Origin of the sequence: Zunongwangia sp. (assembly GCF_048269745.1) — a bacterium.
Classification (GTDB): Bacteria; Bacteroidota; Bacteroidia; order Flavobacteriales; family Flavobacteriaceae; genus Zunongwangia.
The window spans coordinates 17,915-40,800 of sequence record NZ_JBLXIB010000004.1 but is presented as its reverse complement, the minus strand read 5'-3'; the positions used below and the strand labels follow the sequence as shown (position 1 = coordinate 40,800).

Annotated in this window: 15 protein-coding genes and 1 pseudogene; 5 read left to right on the top strand and 11 right to left on the bottom strand. The window is 33.1% G+C overall.

The annotated features are described in order from the left end of the window. Position 1: 1 nt before the first annotated feature. Positions 2–2,161 carry a sodium:solute symporter family protein gene (locus tag ACN0WI_RS06340; RefSeq protein WP_417885811.1) on the bottom strand — a complete coding sequence of 720 codons (2,160 nt, stop codon included), beginning with the start codon at positions 2,159–2,161 and terminating at the stop codon, positions 2–4. Between the two features lie 2 nt (positions 2,162–2,163). Continuing rightward, positions 2,164–3,576: a glycoside hydrolase family 28 protein gene (locus ACN0WI_RS06335; protein WP_417885810.1), complete on the bottom strand. Its 1,413-nt coding sequence runs from the start codon at positions 3,574–3,576 to the stop codon at positions 2,164–2,166. Between the two features lie 122 nt (positions 3,577–3,698). Here ACN0WI_RS06335 and ACN0WI_RS06330 point away from each other — a divergent pair, with 122 nt between their 5' ends. Next, on the top strand, positions 3,699–4,397 hold the full coding sequence (locus ACN0WI_RS06330) for a FadR/GntR family transcriptional regulator (RefSeq protein WP_417885809.1): 699 nt from the start codon (positions 3,699–3,701) through the stop codon (positions 4,395–4,397). A 67-nt stretch (positions 4,398–4,464) separates the two neighbouring features. Here the strand turns inward: ACN0WI_RS06330 and ACN0WI_RS06325 are convergent, their stop codons facing one another. Both ACN0WI_RS06325 and ACN0WI_RS06320 read right to left on the bottom strand, forming a co-directional pair. After that, positions 4,465–6,081, bottom strand: coding sequence for a RagB/SusD family nutrient uptake outer membrane protein (locus ACN0WI_RS06325; RefSeq protein WP_417885808.1), 1,617 nt, complete (start codon positions 6,079–6,081; stop codon positions 4,465–4,467). 17 nt (positions 6,082–6,098) lie between these two features. Continuing rightward, positions 6,099–9,218 carry a SusC/RagA family TonB-linked outer membrane protein gene (locus ACN0WI_RS06320; protein ID WP_417885807.1) on the bottom strand — a complete coding sequence of 1,040 codons (3,120 nt, stop codon included), beginning with the start codon at positions 9,216–9,218 and terminating at the stop codon, positions 6,099–6,101. A 737-nt stretch (positions 9,219–9,955) separates the two neighbouring features. On the opposite strand from ACN0WI_RS06320, the pseudogene ACN0WI_RS06315 reads away from it, so the two are divergent. Next, positions 9,956–10,185, top strand: a pseudogene (locus ACN0WI_RS06315) (IS3 family transposase); the annotation flags it as partial. 651 nt (positions 10,186–10,836) lie between these two features. On the opposite strand, the gene ACN0WI_RS06310 reads toward ACN0WI_RS06315, so the two are convergent. Next, on the bottom strand, positions 10,837–12,129 hold the full coding sequence (locus ACN0WI_RS06310) for an APC family permease (protein ID WP_417885806.1): 1,293 nt from the start codon (positions 12,127–12,129) through the stop codon (positions 10,837–10,839). Positions 12,130–12,639: 510 nt separating this feature from the next. Further along, on the bottom strand, positions 12,640–12,867 hold the full coding sequence (locus tag ACN0WI_RS06305; protein ID WP_417885805.1) for a hypothetical protein: 228 nt from the start codon (positions 12,865–12,867) through the stop codon (positions 12,640–12,642). Between the two features lie 784 nt (positions 12,868–13,651). Here ACN0WI_RS06305 and ACN0WI_RS06300 point away from each other — a divergent pair. Next, complete coding sequence (locus ACN0WI_RS06300) at positions 13,652–14,518, top strand: DUF808 domain-containing protein (RefSeq protein ID WP_417885804.1); 867 nt, start codon at positions 13,652–13,654, stop codon at positions 14,516–14,518. Positions 14,519–15,058: 540 nt separating this feature from the next. Then, entirely contained in the window at positions 15,059–15,862 is an 804-nt protein-coding gene (locus tag ACN0WI_RS06295; protein ID WP_417885803.1) for a hypothetical protein, read from the top strand. 287 nt (positions 15,863–16,149) lie between these two features. Here ACN0WI_RS06295 and ACN0WI_RS06290 read toward each other — a convergent pair whose 3' ends face one another. The 4 genes from ACN0WI_RS06290 to ACN0WI_RS06275 form a co-directional block, all read right to left on the bottom strand. Then, entirely contained in the window at positions 16,150–17,355 is a 1,206-nt protein-coding gene (locus ACN0WI_RS06290; protein ID WP_417885802.1) for a sodium ion-translocating decarboxylase subunit beta, read from the bottom strand. 1 nt (position 17,356) lies between these two features. Then, positions 17,357–19,246, bottom strand: coding sequence for a biotin/lipoyl-containing protein (locus ACN0WI_RS06285; RefSeq protein ID WP_417885801.1), 1,890 nt, complete (start codon positions 19,244–19,246; stop codon positions 17,357–17,359). Next, positions 19,231–19,512 (bottom strand): OadG family protein, encoded by a 282-nt coding sequence (locus ACN0WI_RS06280; RefSeq protein WP_417885800.1) that lies wholly within the window; start codon positions 19,510–19,512, stop codon positions 19,231–19,233. Before ACN0WI_RS06280 ends, ACN0WI_RS06285 begins: the two co-directional genes overlap by 16 nt. A gap of 681 nt (positions 19,513–20,193) precedes the next feature. Next, a complete protein-coding gene (locus ACN0WI_RS06275) occupies positions 20,194–21,315 on the bottom strand; it encodes a GAF domain-containing protein (RefSeq protein WP_417885799.1) in 1,122 nt (373 codons plus the stop codon). Positions 21,316–21,551: 236 nt separating this feature from the next. Between ACN0WI_RS06275 and ACN0WI_RS06270 the strand changes: the two genes are divergently transcribed. After that, positions 21,552–21,755, top strand: coding sequence for a hypothetical protein (locus ACN0WI_RS06270; protein ID WP_417885798.1), 204 nt, complete (start codon positions 21,552–21,554; stop codon positions 21,753–21,755). Between the two features lie 152 nt (positions 21,756–21,907). On the opposite strand, the gene ACN0WI_RS06265 is transcribed toward ACN0WI_RS06270, so the two are convergent. Then, complete coding sequence (locus ACN0WI_RS06265) at positions 21,908–22,816, bottom strand: alpha/beta hydrolase fold domain-containing protein (protein ID WP_417885797.1); 909 nt, start codon at positions 22,814–22,816, stop codon at positions 21,908–21,910. Between the last annotated feature and the right edge of the window lie 70 nt (positions 22,817–22,886).

Genomic DNA, 22,886 nt, shown 5'->3' with positions numbered 1-22,886 from the left:
TTTAAGACCCTAGGGAAACCATCAGGTATAGTAATCCAATAATGAGTAAAACAATAAAACATGCGAGAAGAAAGCCTGTACGATCTTTTTTATTCCAGGTATATATTTCCCAATTGCTGTTTGGAAACAATAATGTCTCAGTAACAGGTTGATTTTTAAGCAAACTATTATCTATTGCACGCGTTCGCATTTTGCGATAGAACTTGGTTAAATGGTCCTGTTGATCGGGTTTTGTGATTAAAGCAATAATTATCAGCAACAAAAACGGAAACAACAGGCGTATACCTAGTCTTATGGTTTCGTTCAATGCATATGGGTTTTTTGATAAATCCCAACCCAAACGATCTAGTAGGTATAATTCTAGATAAATATAACCACGGCCATATTTTTTATTTTCATCTGTAACTGTTACACCTTTTGACCAAAAGATAGCCTGACGCGGCATCGCGTAACTAACATCATTAAGACCTCCGACTTTAAGCTCTTCTGGTTTATTTATGTTTTCTTTTTCCCTTATCGGAAGTTTTTCCCATTGCGCTATATCATTTTTGCGATTTTCGAGATCGACTTCTTTTACTTCGTAGGTGCGGGTTACTATACGTGACTCTGTTTGTTTAGTAAGATTTGGATCGGTACGTAATGCCGGGAAAATAATAGGTAATATCGTAGGGATTAAATAGAATAACGTAAAGGTGAATAAGATAGAACACCAAGCTGAAATTTGGTTGGATCGTCGCCATTTTAAACCTAACCAAAAAGCAGCTACGAATACTACAAAAAATTCCCATATGAACTTTAATATTTGTAAAATAGTATCGAACTGGGTAGTAATTATTGCAGCGCCAATTAAAAATATAGCTCCTGAAATACGACCGGCCCAGATGTAATGCCTAGCAGAATGATTTGGAAAAAAATATTTATAAAAGTTATTTACGATAAGACCCGAAACCGTAATCATTAGACAATCTGCGGTAGACATGAGAGCAGCCATTAAACTTGCTAGCATAAGACCCACTAGGCCGATTCCTAGGGGAGCGAGTAGCTGGGTGGTAGCATGACCCCATACAAAATCGGAATTCATGATTTTACCACCATAAAGTAAAATTGCGCAAAGCCCAACCATTCCCCATAAAATAGTCACAATACGTTTCATAAAAGTACCGGTTACAAATCCGGTACGTGCTGCATCTTCACTTTTTGCGGCACCTGCGGTAACCAGTTGATTAGGCTGTGCGACTACCGTCATTCCAGAGACTAACGCTGCCATTATTATAAAATACCAGGTGAAATCTAAAGTTGCAGGCGACCCAAAAATTTCAAAAGTGCTCTCGGGAAGCTGCTCGTGAAGGTTTGAAAGTGCCTGCATCATTCCACTACCGCCAAATTGAGCATTTATTGCTGACCATGCATACGGTATAAGAATTATAGAGAGTAAAATGATAAAAATTCCCTGCAGTAAATCAGTATAAAAGGCAGCTTCAAGACCACCTAAAGCCGTATAAAACATAACGATAAAACAGATCGTCCATATAAGTGCATCTTCAGAAAAATAACTGAACAATGCTCTAGGGTTCTCCTGTCTTAATTCTGTTAATTCTGCTTTCTCCGCTTGAGAAAGGTAGGTGAAGTTTTCGTTAGACAATTCGAAAAGACGATCTGCCTTTTCTTTTTCAATTTTTTCAGTTTTAGTTAGTTCGCTATCGGGCTTCCCCGTCATTGCCAGTGCGGTTGTTGTTACAGCTTTGTAACCGACAGAAAGCAGCCCCATCATACCAATGGTTCCTACTAAGGCGTAGGTAGCGGCCATTTTTCGAGAAGCGTAACGTTGCTCATAAAAATCGCCCATGGTGGTAATACGTAGTCGTCTTAACCAAGGTGCCGTAATCCAGAATAGGGGAGTAGCAAAAAGCATCAAAAGTGAACTCCAGATGCCACTAGCTCCATTTTTAAATGTTGTAGTGGCTACACCGGCTGGACCATCTGCAGAGGTTGCTTGTCCAAAACTAGCAAAAGTTGAAAATAATTTTCCAAACTTTCTTCCTCCCAGAAAATAATCTTCCTCTTTTTTGATCTTGAGGCTAGACCGTACACCGATATAGATAATTCCGCCAAAATACAGCACCAATACCAATATATCCAGATATGACAAGCCAAAAATCATAATTAGTTCGTAATTTTTTCGAGTTGTGTTATTCCTTTTTCAACTATGCTTTCTAAATGTTCAAATGCGGGATCACCTTTGAAATTATTTAGGACCAGCGGAGAAATATTTTCTGCATAAAGTGCGTTGCCGTAGTATTCAGGTTTCTGGTCGCCCCAGTTTACAGTAGCGTTTGTAATATTTACATTACTAGCGTTAACCATATAAAACCCTGCAGTTTGTTGGCCTATAAAATCGTCATCTTTGCATGGCCTGCAATCATAATAACCACCCACATATTCTGTAGTTTTAGAGATTTCAATATCAATATCATTAAACTTAATGTTATCCAATAAATCTGGTGATGCAGCTCCAAGAAAAATTCCGTTTTCACTTTTGCAGTGAATATTAGCAAAAGTGATATTAGAAACCTTTCCTATACTCGCTTCTGAAACTCCTGGTTTTAGCCTCCATCCCGCATCTTTATGATCATGGGAAGCACGAGGATAAGCTGTAATGTAGATAGGTTCTGCCATTCCCCACCAGACCTCAGAAAATTGTTTACATTCAACCATAATATTTGAAAATATAATATCTGAAACCGTTCCTTCATCACGGTTTTGTATACCTATCCCACGGCAACTCCCTGTTATCATACAATTATTGAAAGTTACTTGGTTAATAGAATCCATGTTTTCTGAGCCTATTTTAATTGCACAAGAAGTACTGATTAGCGTACAGTTGGAAATGACAATATTTCGGCAAGGTCCTAATTCTTCATATTCTCTTCTGTTTTTTAGACAGATACAATCATCGCCAGATTCGATATGACAATTGCTGATGCGTACATTTTGGCAATGATCAAGATCAATACCATCACTATTACGTATTTTAAGGTTATTATAAAGTGATATGTTCTCGATCGAAACGTCGTAACAACCTATAAAATGAAGAGCCCAATAAGCAGCATTGCTTACAGTTACACCATAAATTTTTATATTCTTACATGATACCAATGTAAGCATGTGAGGCCTTGGATCTATAACATCAAAAGGTTTAAGTTCATAAGAGTCATGCAGTTCCTCCCCCATGAAAAAAATACCATTACCGTCTAACGTACCGCCACCTGTAATTGAAATTTGATTCAAATTTTCACCTTCAATCCAAACAGTGCCTTCTCCTGGGTTTTGTCTAAAAGCACTTTTGGTATAAATACTTTCATCAGGAAATGCTTTAAGTACAGCACCTTGCTCTAAGTGTAATTCTATATTTGATTTCAGGGAAAAGGGGCCTGATAAATATGGTTTACCTGCGGGAATCACTACCTTGCCCCCACCAAGATTTGCGCAATGATCTATTGCTTTTTGAATTAAAATCGCATTATTTGTAGCATCATCGTTTTGTGCTCCAAAATCCTTTATATTCGCTATATTCATTAATTTTATATGTAGGACATATTGTAAAAAGCAATATATTTAAAATATATTTAAAATACTTTTTTAAATGTCTTAAGTTTTAATTGTTTTACCAGAAATTTTAAATTAATCGTCATATCACTATGTCTTCTAAAATCAAGCCCATTAAATCAGTTTCGCTGGTTGAGCAGGTCGAGCAGCGTATTCTTGAATTTTTAAAGGAAAATCGCTTTAAATCCGGAGACTCTTTGCCCGGAGAGATTGAATTAGCTGAAAATTTGGGTGTAAGCCGTAACATTGTGCGTGAGTCACTTAGCCGTCTACGTATGTTTGGTGTTGTTGAGTCTAAAAAACGCAAGGGAATGTTTATCGCAGAACCCGATATATTAAGCGGAATTGAGCGCATTATGGATCCTGAGCTTTTAGGAGAGGAAGCCATGCAGCACATTTTTGAGTTGCGCCTGGTTCTAGAAGTAGGTATGAGTGAATTGCTGTTCATTAGAAAAAATAATTCAGATATTGATAATTTGAATGAAATCGTGGATCGTGAGGCAAATGATCCCCTTTGCAAAACTGATATTAAAACTCGTCTTGCTTACGAAATTGAGTTTCATTCATATCTTTATAAAATGTCTGGTAATGGTACATTGAATCGTTTTCAATCTATGCTTTTGCCTGTTTTTCATTATATGATGCAGCAGGAATCTAGATCTTCTGCTAGACCTGTAAGGGGGACGATTTCACATAAAGATTTGGTAGAAACTTTACGGAATGGAACCGCTTACGAATTTAGAGAAAACATGCGCAATCACCTTACTCCACATTTTAGCAAACTGAGTTAATAAAATTATAGTTTATAAAAAACCGTCAATCCTTAAGACTAATCCTGGATTGACGGTTTTTCTATTTTTAGTAACCCGGATTTTGACTTATCGAGTTACCTGAAGCATCAATCTCAGGCTGTGGTATAGGTCTTAGTAGATTTTTCTCACTAATTGCATTGTTAAGCGCTGCGTGAGGATTGTATTCTAAAACTCGTGATATTAAAGTTCCTGTACGTTTTAAATCCATCCAGCGATTTACCTCTCCTATAAGTTCGCGAGCACGTTCTTCTAAAATTATTGCGATATCTATATCTGCAGCCGTAAGCGGTGTGGTTATACCCGCACGTGAACGAACAGTATTAAGATAATTAGCTGCTGCAGCCAAATCATTTTTTTGGAAAGCTGCTTCAGCTGCAATAAGATATGCTTCAGCACCTCGCATCATGACCATATCACGATCTCCTAAAGCTTTCTCGTTAGCATAAACAAATGGCGCTCCTGGATCATCAAATTTCTTGAACATTGGGAAATGAATGTTAGTTACACCATCGTTTACAAGATATTCATCTGGGTTTATTACGGTATAAGGTTTACTGTCAATACGTTCTTGGCTCCAAGCGGTTTTAGGAAAGTAAATTGCAGTATCTCCCACTTCAAGTCCGTCTTCAGCTACATCGGCATATAGCACATATCTCAAAGTTTCTTCATTACGAGTATCTTCCTCATCAAACATATTAAAGAAATACGGGGTAGGCATTCTACCTATACCATTTTGATACAAAGTACCACGTTCTAGACCTGAATAATTGAAATACTCAAATTTATAAAGTAAATGTTTGGTGTTACCCCAGCCAGCAGTTAAAGGGTCACTACCAAAAAGATAAGAAAATATTACTTCATCATTTCGTTGATTTTCAATATCTATAACATCAGCAAAAGTTGGCTCTAGCGGATGATTTGCGATTACGGTTTCTGCCAAAGAAATTGCACTATCATAATCATCTGCCGCAGCAAATGATTTATATCCTCGGGTTAATAACACTTTCGATAATAAATGACGAGCAGCATCTTTAGATACACGACCATAGTCAGCCGGGTTTTCATCTACGGCATTAATTGCATCGTTAAGGTCGTTTACTATAAGTGCATAAACTTCCTGCTCCTCAACACGGGTAAAATCAGATTGGGCAGTGGTTATTGGTTCTGTAACAATGGGTACACCTCCATAATTTTCAACCAGTTTAAAATACGACCAAGCTCTGAAAAATTTCGCCTCTCCAACTCCTTTGGTTCTTACATTTTCTTCAACACCTTCAATTAAATCAGCGTTATAAATTAGGTTATTTGCTGCTGAAATGATTTTATATTGGTTTTCCCAGTATTTCCACATCACGTAGTTTGATGCATTCATATCTACATAGTCGTTAATCGCATCTGTACCGTTAAGCGGTGAGGAACGTGTTACGATATCTGTACCTAGATCCTCTAGTACATAAAGCATATCTGGTGCGTAGCGAGTAGTATTGTTACGCGATATTTCATAGGTATAATTTAGAAGTCGGTCGAAAGTTTCAGGGTTTTCACGTGAATTTGGGATAGTGATTTTTGTTCTGTTTGTTTCCTCTAGAAGATCTTCGCATCCGGTTACTAGCGTACCGATAAGCAATAGAGCGAGAGATGAGGTATAAATTGATTTTTTCATAATGCTATTTATTTTTTTTAGAAACTAAAGTTTAAACCTGCCATAAACGTACGAGACATAAACGCTGCACCATAGGTGTTTCTGCCAGCGTTCTCTGGATCCCATCCATCATAATCTGAAAAAGTGAATGGATTTTGAACTGTAGTGTAAAGACGAAGCTTTTTAATACCTAAATTTTCTGTTGTTGTAGTTGGTAAAGAATATCCTAAAGTCATAAAACCAACTTTTACGAATGATACATCCATAAATTTCATGGCTTGTTGATAAGGACCGCCATTACCAGGCTGAAACCAATTATTTGTAGGATTTTCAGGAGTCCAGTAGTTGGTGTCATAACCATTCCATAAACGAGCAGGGTCACCATCATAAGAGAAAGCTCGTGCTTGGTGGAAGTTACTTAAGATGGTCATTCCCTGGTTGGTATAAACAAAGAATGAGAAATCAAAATTTTTGTAATTCATAGTACTGGTAAAACCACCAGTCCATTTTGGTAATGGATTACCAAGTACTGTACGATCTCCCTGTTCGGTAATTTGTCCGTCACCATTTATGTCCACAACACGAACTTGTCCTGGTTTTTGACCAAACTCAGCTGCTTCGGCAGCTTCATCTAATTGCCAAACTCCATCAGCCTTATATCCATAAAGAGATCCTATTGGTTCTCCCACACGGTGGATAAAAGTACCTCCCTGCGCACCGAAAATCATTTCTTCACTATTACCATATAAGTTGGTAATTTCGTTGCGGTTTCTAGCGAAGTTTATATTGGTGTTCCATTGAAAATCTTCATTGTCAATAATTTTTGCATTAAGACCTATTTCAATACCGCGGTTTTGAGATTCTCCAACATTATCATATGCACCAGCGAAACCGGTTACAGTAGGTACTGGTTTGAAGAAAATTATATCTCTAATGTTACGATTATATATATCTATACTACCGGTTAGGCGGTTGTTTAAGAATCCAAAGTCAATACCCACGTTAACTTCCGAGGTACGTTCCCAGGTCAAATCCTTATTTGCAAGGTTTGAAACAGCTAAGGTAGCTACACTGGCATCACCAATGTTGGTAGCGTAAGAATTTAATAGTGCCAGGCTACCTAAAGGCGTAAGGCCTCCACCTGCACCATTGTTACCGGTCTGACCGTAGCTTAATCTAAGCTTTAGATCAGAAAATACATTTTGCTTACTCATAAAGTCTTCACGTATTACTCGGTAAGCTAATGAAGCTGAAGGGAAAAAGGCCCATTTGTTTCCTTTTGCTAGTATTGAAGCACCATCATATCTACCTGTAACGTTCAAAATATAGCGATCCATCAAATTGTAATTAACACGAGCGGTATAAGACTGTAGTGTTTCTTTAGTATAATTACTTTCAATATTTCTTCTATCCAGACCTCCACTAAGGTTGTAGAATAAATAGGTGTCTGTAGGGAAGTTTCTAACTTGAGCTCCATAAGACTCATTTTCTTGTGAGAACTGTGAATATATAAAGGTAGCAGCAATGCTATTATCTTTATTGATTTCTTTATTGTAGTCAATGATATTATCCCAAGTATAAGAGTAGTCTAAGAAGTTATCAACCTGTGCACGAGTACTACTTTGGTTTCCTATTGAACTTTTGGTGTATAAGCCGCGGTACTCACCTAGACGAGTATATTTTACATTAGGCGCAAATTTTGTAGTAAAGCTAAGACCTTCCATAGGTTTTACACTCAGTGAAATGTTACCAATAAAATTGATATATTTATTTTCTTTTGTCCAGTTTTTTGTATCGAAAATAGGATTACTTACTTGAGTCTCTTTTTGAGTTGGTAAGAAAAGTAAATCCCCATTGTCGTCGTATGCTCTACCTATAGGTTTCAAACGGTATGCACTTCTAAAAGCTTCTAAGCTACCTTCGTTTGTTGTCGCTAAAGTGATGTAATTATCATAACCAAAAGTTAACCAATCTGTAATATCACTTTGCATATTGCCTTTTAGAGTATATCGTTTAAAGTCTTCACCATAAGTGGTTCCATTATCTTCGGTATAACCTAGGCCAACTGCGTAAACTGTATTTTCGTTACCTCCACTAAGATCAATTGTGTGGTTTTGTTGAAAACCTTTTCGTGTAATTAAATCAACCCAGTCTGTACTTACTCCGTTCGCAATATTCTGAAGTTCTTCTTCACTCAAGTAATCTTCAATATTAACAGCTGCTGCGGAATACTGGTTAAAATTTCCATCAGTATTTGAAGAAAATTGGTTACCAACTACGACATCTCTTAGGAATGGGATATAGCTCTTACCATTAAAAACAGGAGGAAGATTATATATATCTTTAAAACCAACGTAGTTGTTGTAACGAATGCTTAGTTTGCCTTCCTTTCCTTTTTTGGTTTGAATTATAACAACCCCATTTGTTCCTCTTGAACCGTAGATAGCAGCAGATGCAGCATCTTTAAGTACATCCATACGCTCAATATCTGCAGGGTTTAGGAATGATATATCATCTACAAATATTCCATCAACTACAAATAGCGGATTTTGTCCCGGGCTGTAGCCTCCATTACCTGCTTCTGAATTAATGGTGTTAGAACCTCTAACTCGAATATTAAATCCACCAGAACCAGGCTTATTATCTGTACGTTGCACTGTTACTCCTGCAATTTGCCCCTGAATTGAGGAAGCAGCATCTATTTTATTGGTTTGCTCTAACGTTTCACTACTTATGGTAGATACAGATCCAGTAAGATTAGAACGTTTAACCTTCCCATAACCGATAATAGCCACCTCCTCTAGAGATGCTATGTCTGTTTCCATAGTAATGGACAGGGAAGTTTGGTCTTGAATAACAATTTCCTGACTAATATACCCAACAAAGCTAAATACCAATGTAGATCCGGTTTCAGACTTAATTTGAAAAGATCCATCCAAATCAGTGATAGTTCCTGTGTTAGATCCTTTAATATTTACGGTCACACCCGGCAAAGTTTCACCAGAGTTGTCATCGTAGACCACTCCCGAAATCGTTTTCTGGTCATAATTCGAAGAAAGCTTCAGGTTGATAGTGGCCCAACTTACCTCCGTACCTAAAAATACCAGTATTGCAAACAATATTGGTTTTAGCATTCTGAGTTGTAAAAGTTTTCTCATAAATGGTGTTTTGATTATAAAATATTAAATATGTATTTATGTACTACATAACAATGTTAGTTATAATTTTTGTTTTTTCAAAAAAAATGTTAATAATGTTGTTTAATATATTTATTTATGTTAATTAAAAATCAAATTAAATCATTTAAATGATTTAATTTGATTTTATATAAATTTGATGTAGTTTTTAAAAAGCAATCGATTTAGTAAATATGAGAAGGAAATAAAATCATCAAAATTTAGATATTTAACCTGGTATATAATTTTAAGCGGATTACTGAAATTTTTTGATTTCCTTTCATATAGTTCTGTAAGTAAAACTACATGAGTTTGGATAACAAATTGATGGAATCTTATTGTAAGCTATTAATTTAGCAATTATTAGAAGCAAATCGAAACATTAACGTCGAAATAAAAAGTAGTGTTTCTAAACTATATGGGTGGCTTGATATTCTACCTGCTGTGTATTACAGCTGACGCAAAGAATAAAAAGATTATGGCGGGTTACGGTAATCCAAGATGATCGATTAACAAAAACAGATCGGCCGTTTGAAAAAAGAACTAAAGGGTGCCCAAATTGAAGAGTCTAACGTAACATATTTAAAAAGCAATTTTTTATCTTTTTCACAAGATTTGCACTATGTTAGCCGTAAGTATGAGCGGTTATTATCACTTTGAAATCTGGTTTCAATTCTCTTTAATATATTTAAAGATGGTTAATAGAGTTATAAATCCTCAAGAATAAAGCTGAATTGAAAGTTATAGGTTGAAGGTCTTAAAACCAAGAGTAGACCGTATAATGAAGGCAAATTATTTATATTTCAAAAGAAAGAAAAAGTATAAAGCGACCACTGATAGTAACCACAAATACTCCAAAGAAGCAAACTTGTGGAACCAATATTTTAACATAGCGAGTGCTAATCAAGTTAGGATAAGTGATATTAATTATATTCAGACCAAGCAAGGTTAGAGTTACCTAACGGTAATCATAGATCTATTTAATAGGAGAATTGTAGAATAAGCTTTCTCTAATTAGAACTGTCTGATTTTCTATAGTTTTGATTTAAAAAAAGTGATTGAAATTTTTCGATTTTGAATTGTTTCTAGCCGATATTTTACCAATTAATATTCGCGTAATTTTTATCAGGAGCAATTGAAGGCAATTATTTCGATTATTATTATGTTGCGTTTAAAATCCGCTAGGATTTTCAGTTGTTAGACTAAATTTAGCAAAAAAGCTGAAATTTTCTTTAGAAAATTTCATAGTAATTAATTATATAACCATTATTAGCTAATTTGGCGACAAGTTTTACTTTTCTTAACAATTATAAATTTTGATGCAATTAATCTGTTTTTGATTATTTTTTGTTTCAGAACTTTTAATTATTGAGATAGAGTAGAAGTCCATTTTTAAGATTCTGAGTTTTCTTTATTTTTTCTTCTTTTTTATCAATTTTGAGTTTTATCATTTGTTAAGTCTTCTCATTATCAACGGTTCTAGTGAGTTTTGAAGCAAGTATAAGTAATGGTTTCGGCAATGTGTAGGTCAGAGTTTTAAGGCTCTTCACTTTCAGTTTATCCATAAGTTTATTTTTCGTAAAACTTTCATTTTAATACATTACGCATCGTTATTGATGGGCACAGTTTTTTTGTAGATAAATTCAATTATAAAACAGGAAAGAATTATTCCAACAGAAACCAACACACCCACCCTATTGCTGCTAAATTGTTGAATAAGTAGTGTGAAAAATGCTAACAAACATAGAATACCTGCTAGAAAGTGTATCCATTTTTTTGAGTTTAATTTTTTGTGTTTCTTATAGCCGATGTAATTAACTATTGCAAAAATTAGTAAAAATCCAGCACTCCCTGCCGTTGATATACTCTGTAAATTAAAGATGTTTACTAATGCTACAGACAATATTGCTGTTATAAGAAAACCAATTGGCTTACCCCAAAATTTATGGGTAAAGTATTTTGGCAATTCGTTGTCCTCGGCAATATCATAATTCACACGACCACTTCCCAGTACAGTGGCATTTATTGCAGAGAATGTAGATATCAAGGCTGTAATGGTAATAACTGTAAAGCCGATTTGTCCTAAAGTAGGTTCTGCAGCCTTGGCCAAAACATAATCCTGCGCATTTGCAATTTGTTTAAAAGGTAAAGCTCCCACAGTGACGATGGCAATTAAAATATAGAGAACGATAACAAAACCAACAGCACCGAAATATGCCTTTTCTGTATTTTTTTCTCTGTCTTTCAGGTCTGAAATTGAATTTGCAATTAACTCAAATCCCTCATATGCCACAAAAATCACCATTCCTCCAGAAAGCAAATTCAAAGGGTTTTCCCAATTTTCGGGATATAGTTGGCTTAAGTTTTCAGGGTTGGTTGAAAGGCCATAAAATCCCACGCCTATAAATGCAATTAAAATCATTAGTTTGACAATCACTGCAACAGATTCTATTTCACTGACGAGCTTTACACTTAGATAATTTATAAGTAAGGCAAAAATGAGAATACTTGACTGATAAATATGGATATCCAGATTTTTAGACTCCGTGAGTGAAAATAATTCAGAACCATAAGAACCAAAAGCAGAGGCGTAAAGAGCAAGCATTACAATATAGCTTACCCAAAGAAGGTTGTTGACGCCGCCTGAAAATATACTGTTTCCAAATTGGCTATTTACAAATTCTACGGTGCCACCATCCTTTGGATATTTTTTTGAAAGTTTTGCGTAAGAATATGCAGTTAGTAGAGCAATTAAACCTGCAAAGCAAAATGCAACTGGGGTTCCACCTTTTGCCAATGAAACCGCAAGTCCAAGCACGGCAAATATTCCGCCTCCAACCATTCCTCCAATCCCAATAGAGATAGCATCTTTTAATCCAATTTTTTTATTCATCAATATATATTTTAATGTGCCTAACGTTTTTTATAACCGTTAGTTAAGGATAAAGTTAGCGTTTATTTTCGGTTTGACACGAGTGTCAGCAATTCCGCGTGGATTCGGGTGTAGTAGAACCCGACGTATTTGCGGTTATAAATTGTTGTGCAAAGCATTTTTATCTCGTTTGTGAATTTATATTACTCTTTTATAAAAGTTTCCAAATTCATTTTTGTCGTATTCTTCTCTCATTGCTGAAAGAACATCTATCAATCCCAAATTGCAACAATCTCATAACATTGTGTCAAAATTATATTTATACATCTGTTTTCCAACTTCATTTCTTATTTGGTCAACTTCTTGTTTTTTCAATACTGTTTTCTATAAGTTTTTCTAAAACTCGTTGCTCATTTTTTTGAGTGAATTCGGTATCTAAAAGTTTTCAAAATCCAATCCAAATTCCAGCTATATTTGATCAATTTTATGTTGATACAAAAATTATATCGTTAGTAATATGTAGTTTACAAATCACATATTCACAAAATCAATTTCGTTTGCTTTGATAATCTTATTAGAATAAACAATTGAAGGTTCGAAATGATAATCAGAAATCTCTATTTCATTTTCAGTAATTATTGATTTTCCAATTCCGAAAAGTAGTTTTTTTATTTCATGTTGAGTCGAGTTAAAGAAAGTTCCTTCGTAAGTTTCTTCTTTTGTTGATTTGAATGTGTTTTTTAGAAAGTTTACTTTCAAAATACTCTCAACTTGAAAGCCTTGAGCTCCATCTTATAAGCTTTCAAAATGTGTTCGGTCTTATTTAGTCCTCCAGCATATATAATAGGAATATCTACTTCGGAATGAATTTTTGAAAATAGCTAAAAATATAACCACTTCACTTTCAAATTTTTTAGACTGCTTTGAAATGTGAAGCTAATAGCATTAGGGGTTCCTAAATTCTGGATTATTTTTCTGAGAAATATAATGTGGTGGACTTTAAATTGAAAGCAGGAATCACTTCAGTTTTGATAAATTATGTTTACCACAATTTAAGTATCCAGAGCCTTTTTAAAAGATTTTCAGAAATTCCAATTGTTTTTATTAAACATAAGGATATTTCTATGAGTGAAAGTTGTACTTTGTTTTTCAACTCAATAATTAGGCCTTATCTTTAATCCGAAATTCTAAATTTCAATATGTTATGTATATACCAAATCAATTTTTCTGTAATAAGAGCTTTGTTGTTCATAAAAGGAAATGATAGGAATTAACAATACCGATAACTTTTTGGAATTTCTAGGAGAATACTATCTTATAACAAAAAGAGGTTTCATGGGAAAGGGAATTTATTATATTATTTAAAGTAAAGGTGCAATAAAGATGTAATTTATTAGAAAGTAAATTTTTAATCATTTATAAATATGTGATTTTTTATTTATAAAAATATTAGCTTAGAAGTTTAAATCTTAATACTAAATTAAAAACTTCACTTGTTTAGCATTTTCAACTTATATTGGTTGAAATTTTTGATTTTACTTAAATGGCCTCTGGATTTTTTGCCTTATTAGATGATATTGCAGCGTTGATGGACGATGTTGCTGTAATGGGAAAAGTAGCTGGAAAAAAAACAGCAGGATTGTTAGGAGACGATCTTGCCGTAAATGCAGAAAAAGCATCTGGTTTTATGTCTTCTAGAGAATTGCCAGTACTTTGGGCTATTACCAAAGGATCTTTGTTAAACAAGTTAATTATATTACCTATTGCATTTTTATTAAGTGCATTTCTTCCTAAGGCAATAATTATAATACTATTATGTGGAGGACTTTATTTAGCTTACGAAGGAGCAGAAAAAGTATATGAATTTATATTACCCCATGCCCATCATAAAGAAAAGATAAATCTTAAAGGATTATCTGAAGAAGAAGTAAAAGAAAGAGAAAAATCAAAAATAAAATCAGCAATTTTAACCGATTTTATACTTTCTGTAGAGATTGTTATTGTAGCCTTAAGTAGTGTAGGAGATATAGAGCTTTTAACAAAAATAATTATCGTTACTATAATTGCAGTATTAGCTACAATAGGTGTGTACGGTATAGTGGCTCTTATAGTAAGAATGGACGATTTTGGAGCTAAACTTATCAATTTAAATGAAGAAGAAGATAGTTTTTCAGATAAAGTAGGTAAGTTATTAGTAAGAGCTTTACCTAAGGTAATAAAAGCACTTTCAGTGATAGGAACTATTGCTTTATTTTTGGTTTCAGGAGGTATTTTTGTCCATAATATTCATTATTTACACGAATTATTTGAAAACTTACCACCTATGCTGGTAGAATTTGTAGTGGGCATAGTAGTTGGCGCTGTAGTGTTATTCATTATAAATGCAATCAAAAAACTTATTAAAAAATAATCATTTTCGATTGTTTCAATATAAAAACGAATTGTGGATTCAATATAGAGGACTTTCTTTAGCTACAATCAATACTTTTATATCTAACTCATTGTATTTGTACTGAAAATCAGAATTTCAATACTACTCTTGCGCCAATTTCATATATGCTTATTAGTGATGCTGCAATTGAATTCGATTTTTTGAAATCGAATATTATAAATAAGTATGAATTCCATTATTACCAAAGTTCAATACTGGAAAACACGAATAGTTTTCAATAAAGGTGGTAATATATTCAATTAAAGAAGCTTAACGGCTTTTAGTTAGAGTGTTTTAAGAATGCAAATCATAAATTAGCTACAAATTTTCAACAAAAAATAACACTTATTTCACAAAACCAGTTTTTTGGAGCGTCTTATTTTAAATACCTTTGGGGGTATAATAATTAATAGATCTAAAAATTATCTTATTAAAAATAGTAATATAGATTTATCGATTTTTAATTTTGAAATAGACTCAATAATTAATCAAAAAATAGAATACTAAATAATTATGAATATGAAAGGAATAGTTTTAAAATCGACAATAATAGCTTGTTCTTTAGTTGCTTTTACTTCTTGTAAAAACGGGAAAAGTGATGAGAAGAATGAAACAGCGACAGAAACTCAAGATTCAACAGCAACAGCTTCAAAAATTACATTAGAGAAGCTAGAAAACTCTCCTGCTTATGCGGATGCTTCACTTAAATTGGTTGAGCCTAAAACAGAAAAAGTAGGTGAGAAAGTAAACTTTAAGTTTGATGTTGAAAATTATGAATTAGGACAACAGACGGATAGTCCTATAAACGATAAATTAGCAAGTTCTGGGAAAGGGCAACATATTCACTTTATTGTAGATGATAATCCATATTCAGCACATTATACTCCTGATTTTGAAAAAGATTTTTCAGAAGGGAATCATACTGTGGTAGCATTTTTAAGTAGATCTTACCATGAAGCAGTTAAAAATGAAAACTCTTTTGTAGCTAAAAATTTCCAAGTAGGTGATGTGAAATCAGACGATAAAGTAGATTTAACAAAACCAACTTTAATTTATAGCCGTCCGAAAGGAGAGTATTCTGGAGACGATACTAAGAATTTATTATTAGATTTCTTTTTATTAAATACAGATCTTTCAGAAAACGGAAACAAAGTTAAAGCAACAATTAATGGTGAAGAATTTGAAATTACAGATTGGCAACCTTATATTGTAAAAGGACTTCCAAAAGGAAAAGTTACTGTACACTTACAATTAGTTGATAGTGAAGGAAACCTAATTGAAGGACCTTACAATGATGTAACTAGAGAAGTTACTTTAAAATAATACTTAGTATTTTAGGTAAAGGTTTTAATGATTACTCTTAATTAAAATGATCATTTATATTACAGTTTACCGAACTTATTTTATTACAAGCAAAAAAAGCCTTTTAATTTTGATTAAAAGGCTTTTTTGTATTTATTAGGTAAACTGACTATAGTATTATATTAATTTTAATTGCTCAGTATTGATAGCATTACGGTTATAAAAGAAAAACCTCGGTTTAGTATTACTAACCGAGGTTTCAACATTAAAAACACTATTATCACTAAAAATCACTCATACGTAAAATTTTAAACTAAGGATATTAATATACCAGCCGCTACAGCAGATCCTATAACTCCTGATATGTTACTGGCCATACAATATTGTAAAATATGGTTTTTTGGATCATATTTTAAAGCTAGCTCATTTGCTACTCTAGAAGCCATAGGGACAGCGCTTAATCCTGTTGCACCAACTAGTGGATTAATTTTCTTTTTAGAAAACATATTGTAAACTTTTACAGCTAAAATTCCTCCGGCAATAGATATTGCAAAAGCAATAAAACCACCTACTACAATACCCAAAGTTTTTGGTGTTAAAAACACATTCTCTGTCATAGTAGCTCCAACGGCTAGGCCAAGAAATATAGTTGCTGTATTTAAGATAGTGCCTTGAGCTGCTTCTGCTAAACGTTTGGTGCTAGTACCAATTTCTTTAACCAAATTACCAAATAATAACATTCCTAAAAGTGGAACAGAAGAGGGTACAAGAATAGCTATTACAGTTCCTAAAGCAATAGGGAAAATTATTTTAGCTGTTTTAAGATTCTTAATAACATTTTTGGAAGGATATTTTTTATCCATTTCTTTCATGTTAATCTTGAATTCTTTTTCTTTCATAAATAATTTGGCCACAGCTGGTACAATAACGGGAACCAGTGCCATATAAGAATAAGCTGCAATAGCTATGGGACCTAATAAATGAGGAGCTAATTTAATGGTGGTGTAAATAGCCGTTGGACCATCAGCACCTCCAATAATACCTAAAGAAGCAGCTTCATTTAAATCGAACCCTAATAGTACAGAAATAATAAGTACACTAAATATTCCAATTTGGGCAGCTGCTCCAAAAAAGGCAAGACGTAAATTACGTAACATTGGCCCAAAATCGGTTAATGCACCTACTCCCATAAATATAATAGGAGGTAAAAAACCAGTTTTGATTAGTGAATAATATAGGAAATTCATGATGCCATATTCACTAGCAATTTCAAAAAGGTTTTTATAGCGGTGTCCATCTAAAGCTACTTCACTGGCATCTACAATACCCATTGTAGATCCAGGGAAGTTAGCCAATAGCACACCAAAACCTATTGGGACTAATAGTAGCGGTTCAAATTTCTTTTTTATACCTAAATAAAGTAGAACACAAGCAATAATCCACATGATTATTGTTTTGTAAGTTATAGCGCTTAACGCTGTCATTTCAAACAGCCTAGAAAATATATCATGCATATTAGCCTACTTTAATTAATACGTCATCTTCTTCTATAGCATCACCATTAGTTGGACAGATTTCTAAAATTTTACCGGATTTATCTGCAGAAATGGCATTGTAAGTTTTCATAGACTCTATATAGCCAATAACATCGCCTTCTTTAATAACGTCTCCAACTTTTACGGCAACATCCGAAGCATTTAATGTCAAATAAAAATTACCTTCAAGGGGTGCTAAAATTTCTTCTACATTTGCGGGTGTTGAAGTATTGGTAGCTTGAGGTACTGTTTTTTCTTCTGTAACACCTGTTGTTGGTTCTCCCGATTGCTCACCATACGATACATTTACTACAAATTTTTCTCCATTAACTTCGATATTCAAGTTTTTAGGTTCAAAACTTTGAGTAATTTCTGTTTTTATTGGTGCTGGGTTTTCTGTTGCTTCAACTTCAGCTTTTCGTTTAGCTAAATCTGCTTCAAAATCGGCTTTAGCTTTGCCGGATTTATAAGCTCTATATTGTTCCGGATGCATGGCAAGTTCAAGCAGTTCCTCATCGTCTTCACCAAAATCCCAATTGTTATCTTTCATCTCTTGTTTGAAAGTATCTAAATTGTTAGGATATAGATCTTGAGGGTTTCCTGTGTAAAATTCCCGACCTTGTTCTTCCGCTAATTTTATAATTTCAGGAGCTAATTCGCCAGGTAATTTTCCGGACTTTCCTAAAATCATATCCCAAATATTATCTGCAATCATAGACCATCTTTCTCGACCTTTTTCAATTTGTAATACATTCATTAAAGCCAAGTTTTTTACATATTGGCTAAATGGTGTTACTAATGGTGGATATCCTAATTTTGGCCAGATATATTTTACTTCATCAAATAACTTAATTAAAAGATCATCTTGAGTTAATGTTGGTTTATTTCTTTTAGTTAGCCATTTATTTAAACTAGCTAAGTTATTTTCTAAATCTGCCATTAAGCTTCCCATCATTCCTCCAGGTAAACCAGGACCTATAAGTAATGAATTCATCATTCTATTTCTAGGATTAATGTAGTAGCCTAGAAAATCGTCTATAAAGCTTTGGGTTAGTTCTCTAACCTTCATATAAGCTTTCATATTAATATCAGGAACTTTAAAACCTGCATCTTTAAGCATTGCATGCACCGCTAATAAATCGGCATGCCCTGTACCCCAAGATAAAGGTTCCATAGCCACATCAATATAATCTGCACCAGCTCTTGCTACCTCTAAAATAGAAGCCATAGATAAGCCAGGACCGGAATGTGAATGGTAGGTAACTAAAATATTAGGATGTTGTGTTTTTATGTTTGCTACTAATTTTCCTAGATAAACAGGGCGGCCAATTCCGGCCATATCTTTAACACAAATTTCATCTGCTCCTAACTCGATTAAAGTATTGGCTAAATTGGTATAATATTCAACAGTATGAACTTCAGAATACGTTAAGCTTAAAGCAGCCTGAGCAATCATTCCGCCTTCTTTAGCGTATTTAATAGAACCTTCTAAGTTACGAGGATCGTTTAATCCGCAAAATGAACGAGCGATATCGGTTCCTTGTTTCTTTTTTACTTTAAACATTAGTTTACGAATATCGGCAGGAACAGGACTCATTCTAATTCCATTTAAAGCACGCTCTAGCATATGGGTTTGAATTCCGGCATCGTTAAAAGGTTGTGTCCATTTTCTATTGGCTACATTAGGGTTTTCACCAAACAATAAATTAATTTGTTCAAAACCACCACCATTTGTTTCAACTCGAGAAAAACAGCCCATATCGATAATTGCTGGAGCTACTTTTAATAACTGATCTACGGTAGGAACGTATTTTCCCGAAGATTGCCACATATCTCTATAAACTAAACTAAATTTTATTTCTCTTGCCATGATGTTACTTTTGTTATGTTTGTAATTTTACCTTTTCCGTGAGTAGTTATATCTACTGCTGCTACTAGTGCTGCAATGGTTTGGCTACTCGCTAAACTGGAAGGTGTTGAAGTTTTGTTATCTAAAATTTTTTTGGTTTCAGCAGGGTATTTATTAGTAATTTTAATGATGAGATTACCAATAACCACTACCAGCGATAGTATAATGAAAACGGTAACCATACCGACTAACATTATTACTAACGCATTATTTAAGTTATGTTCCATAAACGTTTTACTTATTAGCTAATTAATTTGTGAATAGGGTTGAGGTTTTAATATAGAAATACCTGTCTTTAATATTTTAAAGATTTAAAGTATTTAAAAATTAGTTGTTGATTAACCTATTTTTTGATAAGTTATTGGAGGAGATAAACCCGATTGTTTGGCAATAAACTTTTCAGCTTTTAAACTGTAAAGAAATCGGAAATTTTTGTCGCTAAAAACAGGTTTTTGATATAATAGATGTAATTTTTCTTTTTTTGAAAAATTGCAATTGTTTTGTTCATTTTGAGTTAAGCAACAAGTTTGACTTGAGCTATCTTCATTATTAAAATTAGAGTTAGACGTATACTTAAAACCAACCCTAACTACACTCAATTGAACTATGAGAATAAGTAAGTTGATGATAAGAAATCGTCCCATTTTCCTAAAAATTTATTATAAAAATAAGCTTTCTTTTGGAAAGAAAAGGTTTTCTTATTTTAAATTATTAGCGGTAAAAAAGAAATTAAATTTAAAATGACAATTGTCATGTAAACCGTTAAATAACTATGATTTTGCGATAATAAATTTCTATCTAATTTTAAAAATACGGTAAAAAGTACCATGTGTTAAATCATTCTTTTATTAAAAAAATTTAACTTCAGTAGTAATTACTAATTATAAAATTATGAAAAGGGATAGAACTTAAATTGAATCTTTATCAAAATTTGTATTATTTTTTCTCTTTAAATGATAGGTATCATTAAGTTTTCGAGTAAATACATCTAACTCTTCAGACACTATTTGAATATGGTTTATATATTCCTGCAACTTTTGTGTCGTAATTTCTGTATCTTCATTTATTAAAGACGTAAGGCCCAATAGGGAAGTAACAGGCCTTCTAAGTACATGAGAAATATCAAAAGCAATTTCCTCTAAAACACTTTCATATTCAATTTCACTAGATACATTTTGAAAAGTGCCATAGCATAAAATGGTTTTATCTTGGGCAAGTTCAGGATGAGCTTCGCCTCTGTACCACTGAATTTTTTGGTTTTCATCAATAATTCTAAAAAGAAATTTCCATTCTGAAATTTTTCGTAAGCTATACTGAATGCTCAAAATAAATTTTTCGCGATCTTCCGGATGGATATATTCTAAAATTGTCATCGGGTTTTGTTTAACTATTTTAGGAGTTAAATCTGGATGCATTTTAGATATTCCTTTGCTCATAATATCAAAATAACTATCCTTATTGTAGGAATGTCTATATTTAAAAATAACACCTGGAGCTAAATCGATAATCCGTTTTAGCTTTATACCATCTTTCTTTATTTTAAGATCTTGATTTGATATTTTTTGTCGTGATAAAATTAAATTCATGGCTTTTTTGGCCAATAATTTTAAAGCTTTTTTTTGGTCTTCATTAATTTCTCTAGGCTTTCGGTCGATAACACATAATGTCCCTAAAATATTTCCTGATGGAGTTTCTAATGGGGCACCTGCATAAAATCTAATATGCGGATCTCCGGTAACTAAATTATTATTTATAAAACGCTCGTCTTTTAAAGAATCCTTAATAACCAAGACTTCTTCTGGATTATGAAAAGAATGTTGACAAAATGAATCTTTTCGATCGGTTTGTGCTACTTCTAACCCAACTTTAGATTTAAACCATTGTCTGTTTTTATCAACCAAAGAAATAAGAGATATTGGAGTTTGACATATATAAGAAGCAATTTCTGCTAGTTCATCAAACTCTTTTTCAGGAATGGTATCTAAAATTTCTAATTTTCTTAACTCCTTTAGTCTTTCATTTTCATTCATACAACAAATACTTAGGGGCAAGTCTTATAATTATTAGTTAAATAAGACAAAGCTGTAAAACAAATAAAAAAATGAATAAAAATATAACGGTTTACGTAGATTTTTTATCATTATAGCTCATTTACAGGTAATTAAGAATCATTCTTTTTAAGAGATAAATAAATATGCCTCATTTCAAACCGGTATAATTCATATTAATAAAATTATAAAAAATCTTTTAAAGATGTTAAAAAACGGTGAAAAATCACTTTAAGTTCAATAAAATAGTAAAAGCAGATAAGTTTATTAATGAAGCTTTAAAAAACTGTAAAACTATAGCAGCTGATGGAGAAGGTGTAGAATTTTTAGAAGAAAAAAACTATGCAAATTTGTTTAAAGACGATAAAGCTATATTATTAAATAAGTCTCCAGATAAATTTATAGCTGAGATAGCAAACTAACCGTAATTGGAGTAGGAAAAAAGAAGTAATGAGTATACCTGTTTAAAGAATAGTTTTGATGATAAGACCGATTTCTGAATTATAGATATCGGTCTTATTTATTTTAATTAGGTTATCGTAATTAATTTATCTCTGTTAGTAAAGAGTATATTCTAGTAACTTTCTTTTAAGTGAGTATTTAAATAATTTATAATTACTTCAATAATTTCAGGTTGCATCCAAGCATTTCCTCCATGCCCTGCATTTTTTACCAGATAGCGATCAGCACTAATATCATTTTTAACCAGAATTTCATATAAATAAGAAGTTTGGCTAGGAGAAACCAATTCATCTTTATCGCCATGCATGAATAAGAAAGGTGGCGTATGTTCTGAAAGATAAATGGATGGATCAGCATTTTTGAAAATTTTGGATTTATCGTTTTCAGAAATACGATCAAATGGACGGATTCCATTTAAAAATAGATATTCAGCCGAATTTTCCGATTCATGTTCGTGCTGAACTTCTTCCGAAAAATCTTTTGCAATTTGGCGTAAATCGGATAATCCATATAAATCGACCACGGCTTTTACCATACTCGATTCATCAAGATATTCACCCATTTCAAATTCTTTGTAATTATTGGTTGTTCCCACCATTGCAGCTAAATAACCACCAGCAGATACTCCCATAACAGCGATGTTTTCACGCTCTAAACCAAATTTTTCACTATTGGTATTTAAAAATCGAATAGCTGTTTTAATGTCAATAAGCGGTTCGGGAAATTTTCCGTTAGGAATGCTACGGTATTCTAAGCTTGCCACTGCAAAACCAGCTTCGGCAATAGCTAAACGCTGTTGTAAAGCTTGTTCTTTATGGACACTTAAAAACCCACCACCGGGAATATACAATACAATAGGACATTTTTCATCCTGAACTGGTTTTAAAATATCTAGTTTTAAGTTTAAAGGGCGTTGTGAAAAACGTACACTAGGTTGTGAATACGTTAAATCTCGAAATTCAATAATTTCGGGTTTTACATTTGAAAATTCTAAAGTTTTCTGATTATTATTGGATTCCATGTTTTTTAAGGAAAATAGTAATTTTCTACCATACAAAGTGGCTTATAACTCTTAAACTTTGTTAAGGTTA

Coding starts and splice junctions, on each gene's coding strand:
- ACN0WI_RS06330 (WP_417885809.1), top strand. CDS start 3,699: ATGTCTTCTAAAATCAAGCCCATTAAATCAGTTTCGCTGGTTGAGCAG.
- ACN0WI_RS06300 (WP_417885804.1), top strand. CDS start 13,652: ATGGCCTCTGGATTTTTTGCCTTATTAGATGATATTGCAGCGTTGATG.
- ACN0WI_RS06335 (WP_417885810.1), bottom strand. CDS start 3,576: ATGAATATAGCGAATATAAAGGATTTTGGAGCACAAAACGATGATGCT.
- ACN0WI_RS06275 (WP_417885799.1), bottom strand. CDS start 21,315: ATGAATGAAAATGAAAGACTAAAGGAGTTAAGAAAATTAGAAATTTTA.
- ACN0WI_RS06295 (WP_417885803.1), top strand. CDS start 15,059: ATGAAAGGAATAGTTTTAAAATCGACAATAATAGCTTGTTCTTTAGTT.
- ACN0WI_RS06290 (WP_417885802.1), bottom strand. CDS start 17,355: ATGCATGATATATTTTCTAGGCTGTTTGAAATGACAGCGTTAAGCGCT.
- ACN0WI_RS06320 (WP_417885807.1), bottom strand. CDS start 9,218: ATGAGAAAACTTTTACAACTCAGAATGCTAAAACCAATATTGTTTGCA.
- ACN0WI_RS06310 (WP_417885806.1), bottom strand. CDS start 12,129: ATGAATAAAAAAATTGGATTAAAAGATGCTATCTCTATTGGGATTGGA.
- ACN0WI_RS06285 (WP_417885801.1), bottom strand. CDS start 19,246: ATGGCAAGAGAAATAAAATTTAGTTTAGTTTATAGAGATATGTGGCAA.
- ACN0WI_RS06265 (WP_417885797.1), bottom strand. CDS start 22,816: ATGGAATCCAATAATAATCAGAAAACTTTAGAATTTTCAAATGTAAAA.
- ACN0WI_RS06325 (WP_417885808.1), bottom strand. CDS start 6,081: ATGAAAAAATCAATTTATACCTCATCTCTCGCTCTATTGCTTATCGGT.
- ACN0WI_RS06280 (WP_417885800.1), bottom strand. CDS start 19,512: ATGGAACATAACTTAAATAATGCGTTAGTAATAATGTTAGTCGGTATG.
- ACN0WI_RS06340 (WP_417885811.1), bottom strand. CDS start 2,161: ATGATTTTTGGCTTGTCATATCTGGATATATTGGTATTGGTGCTGTAT.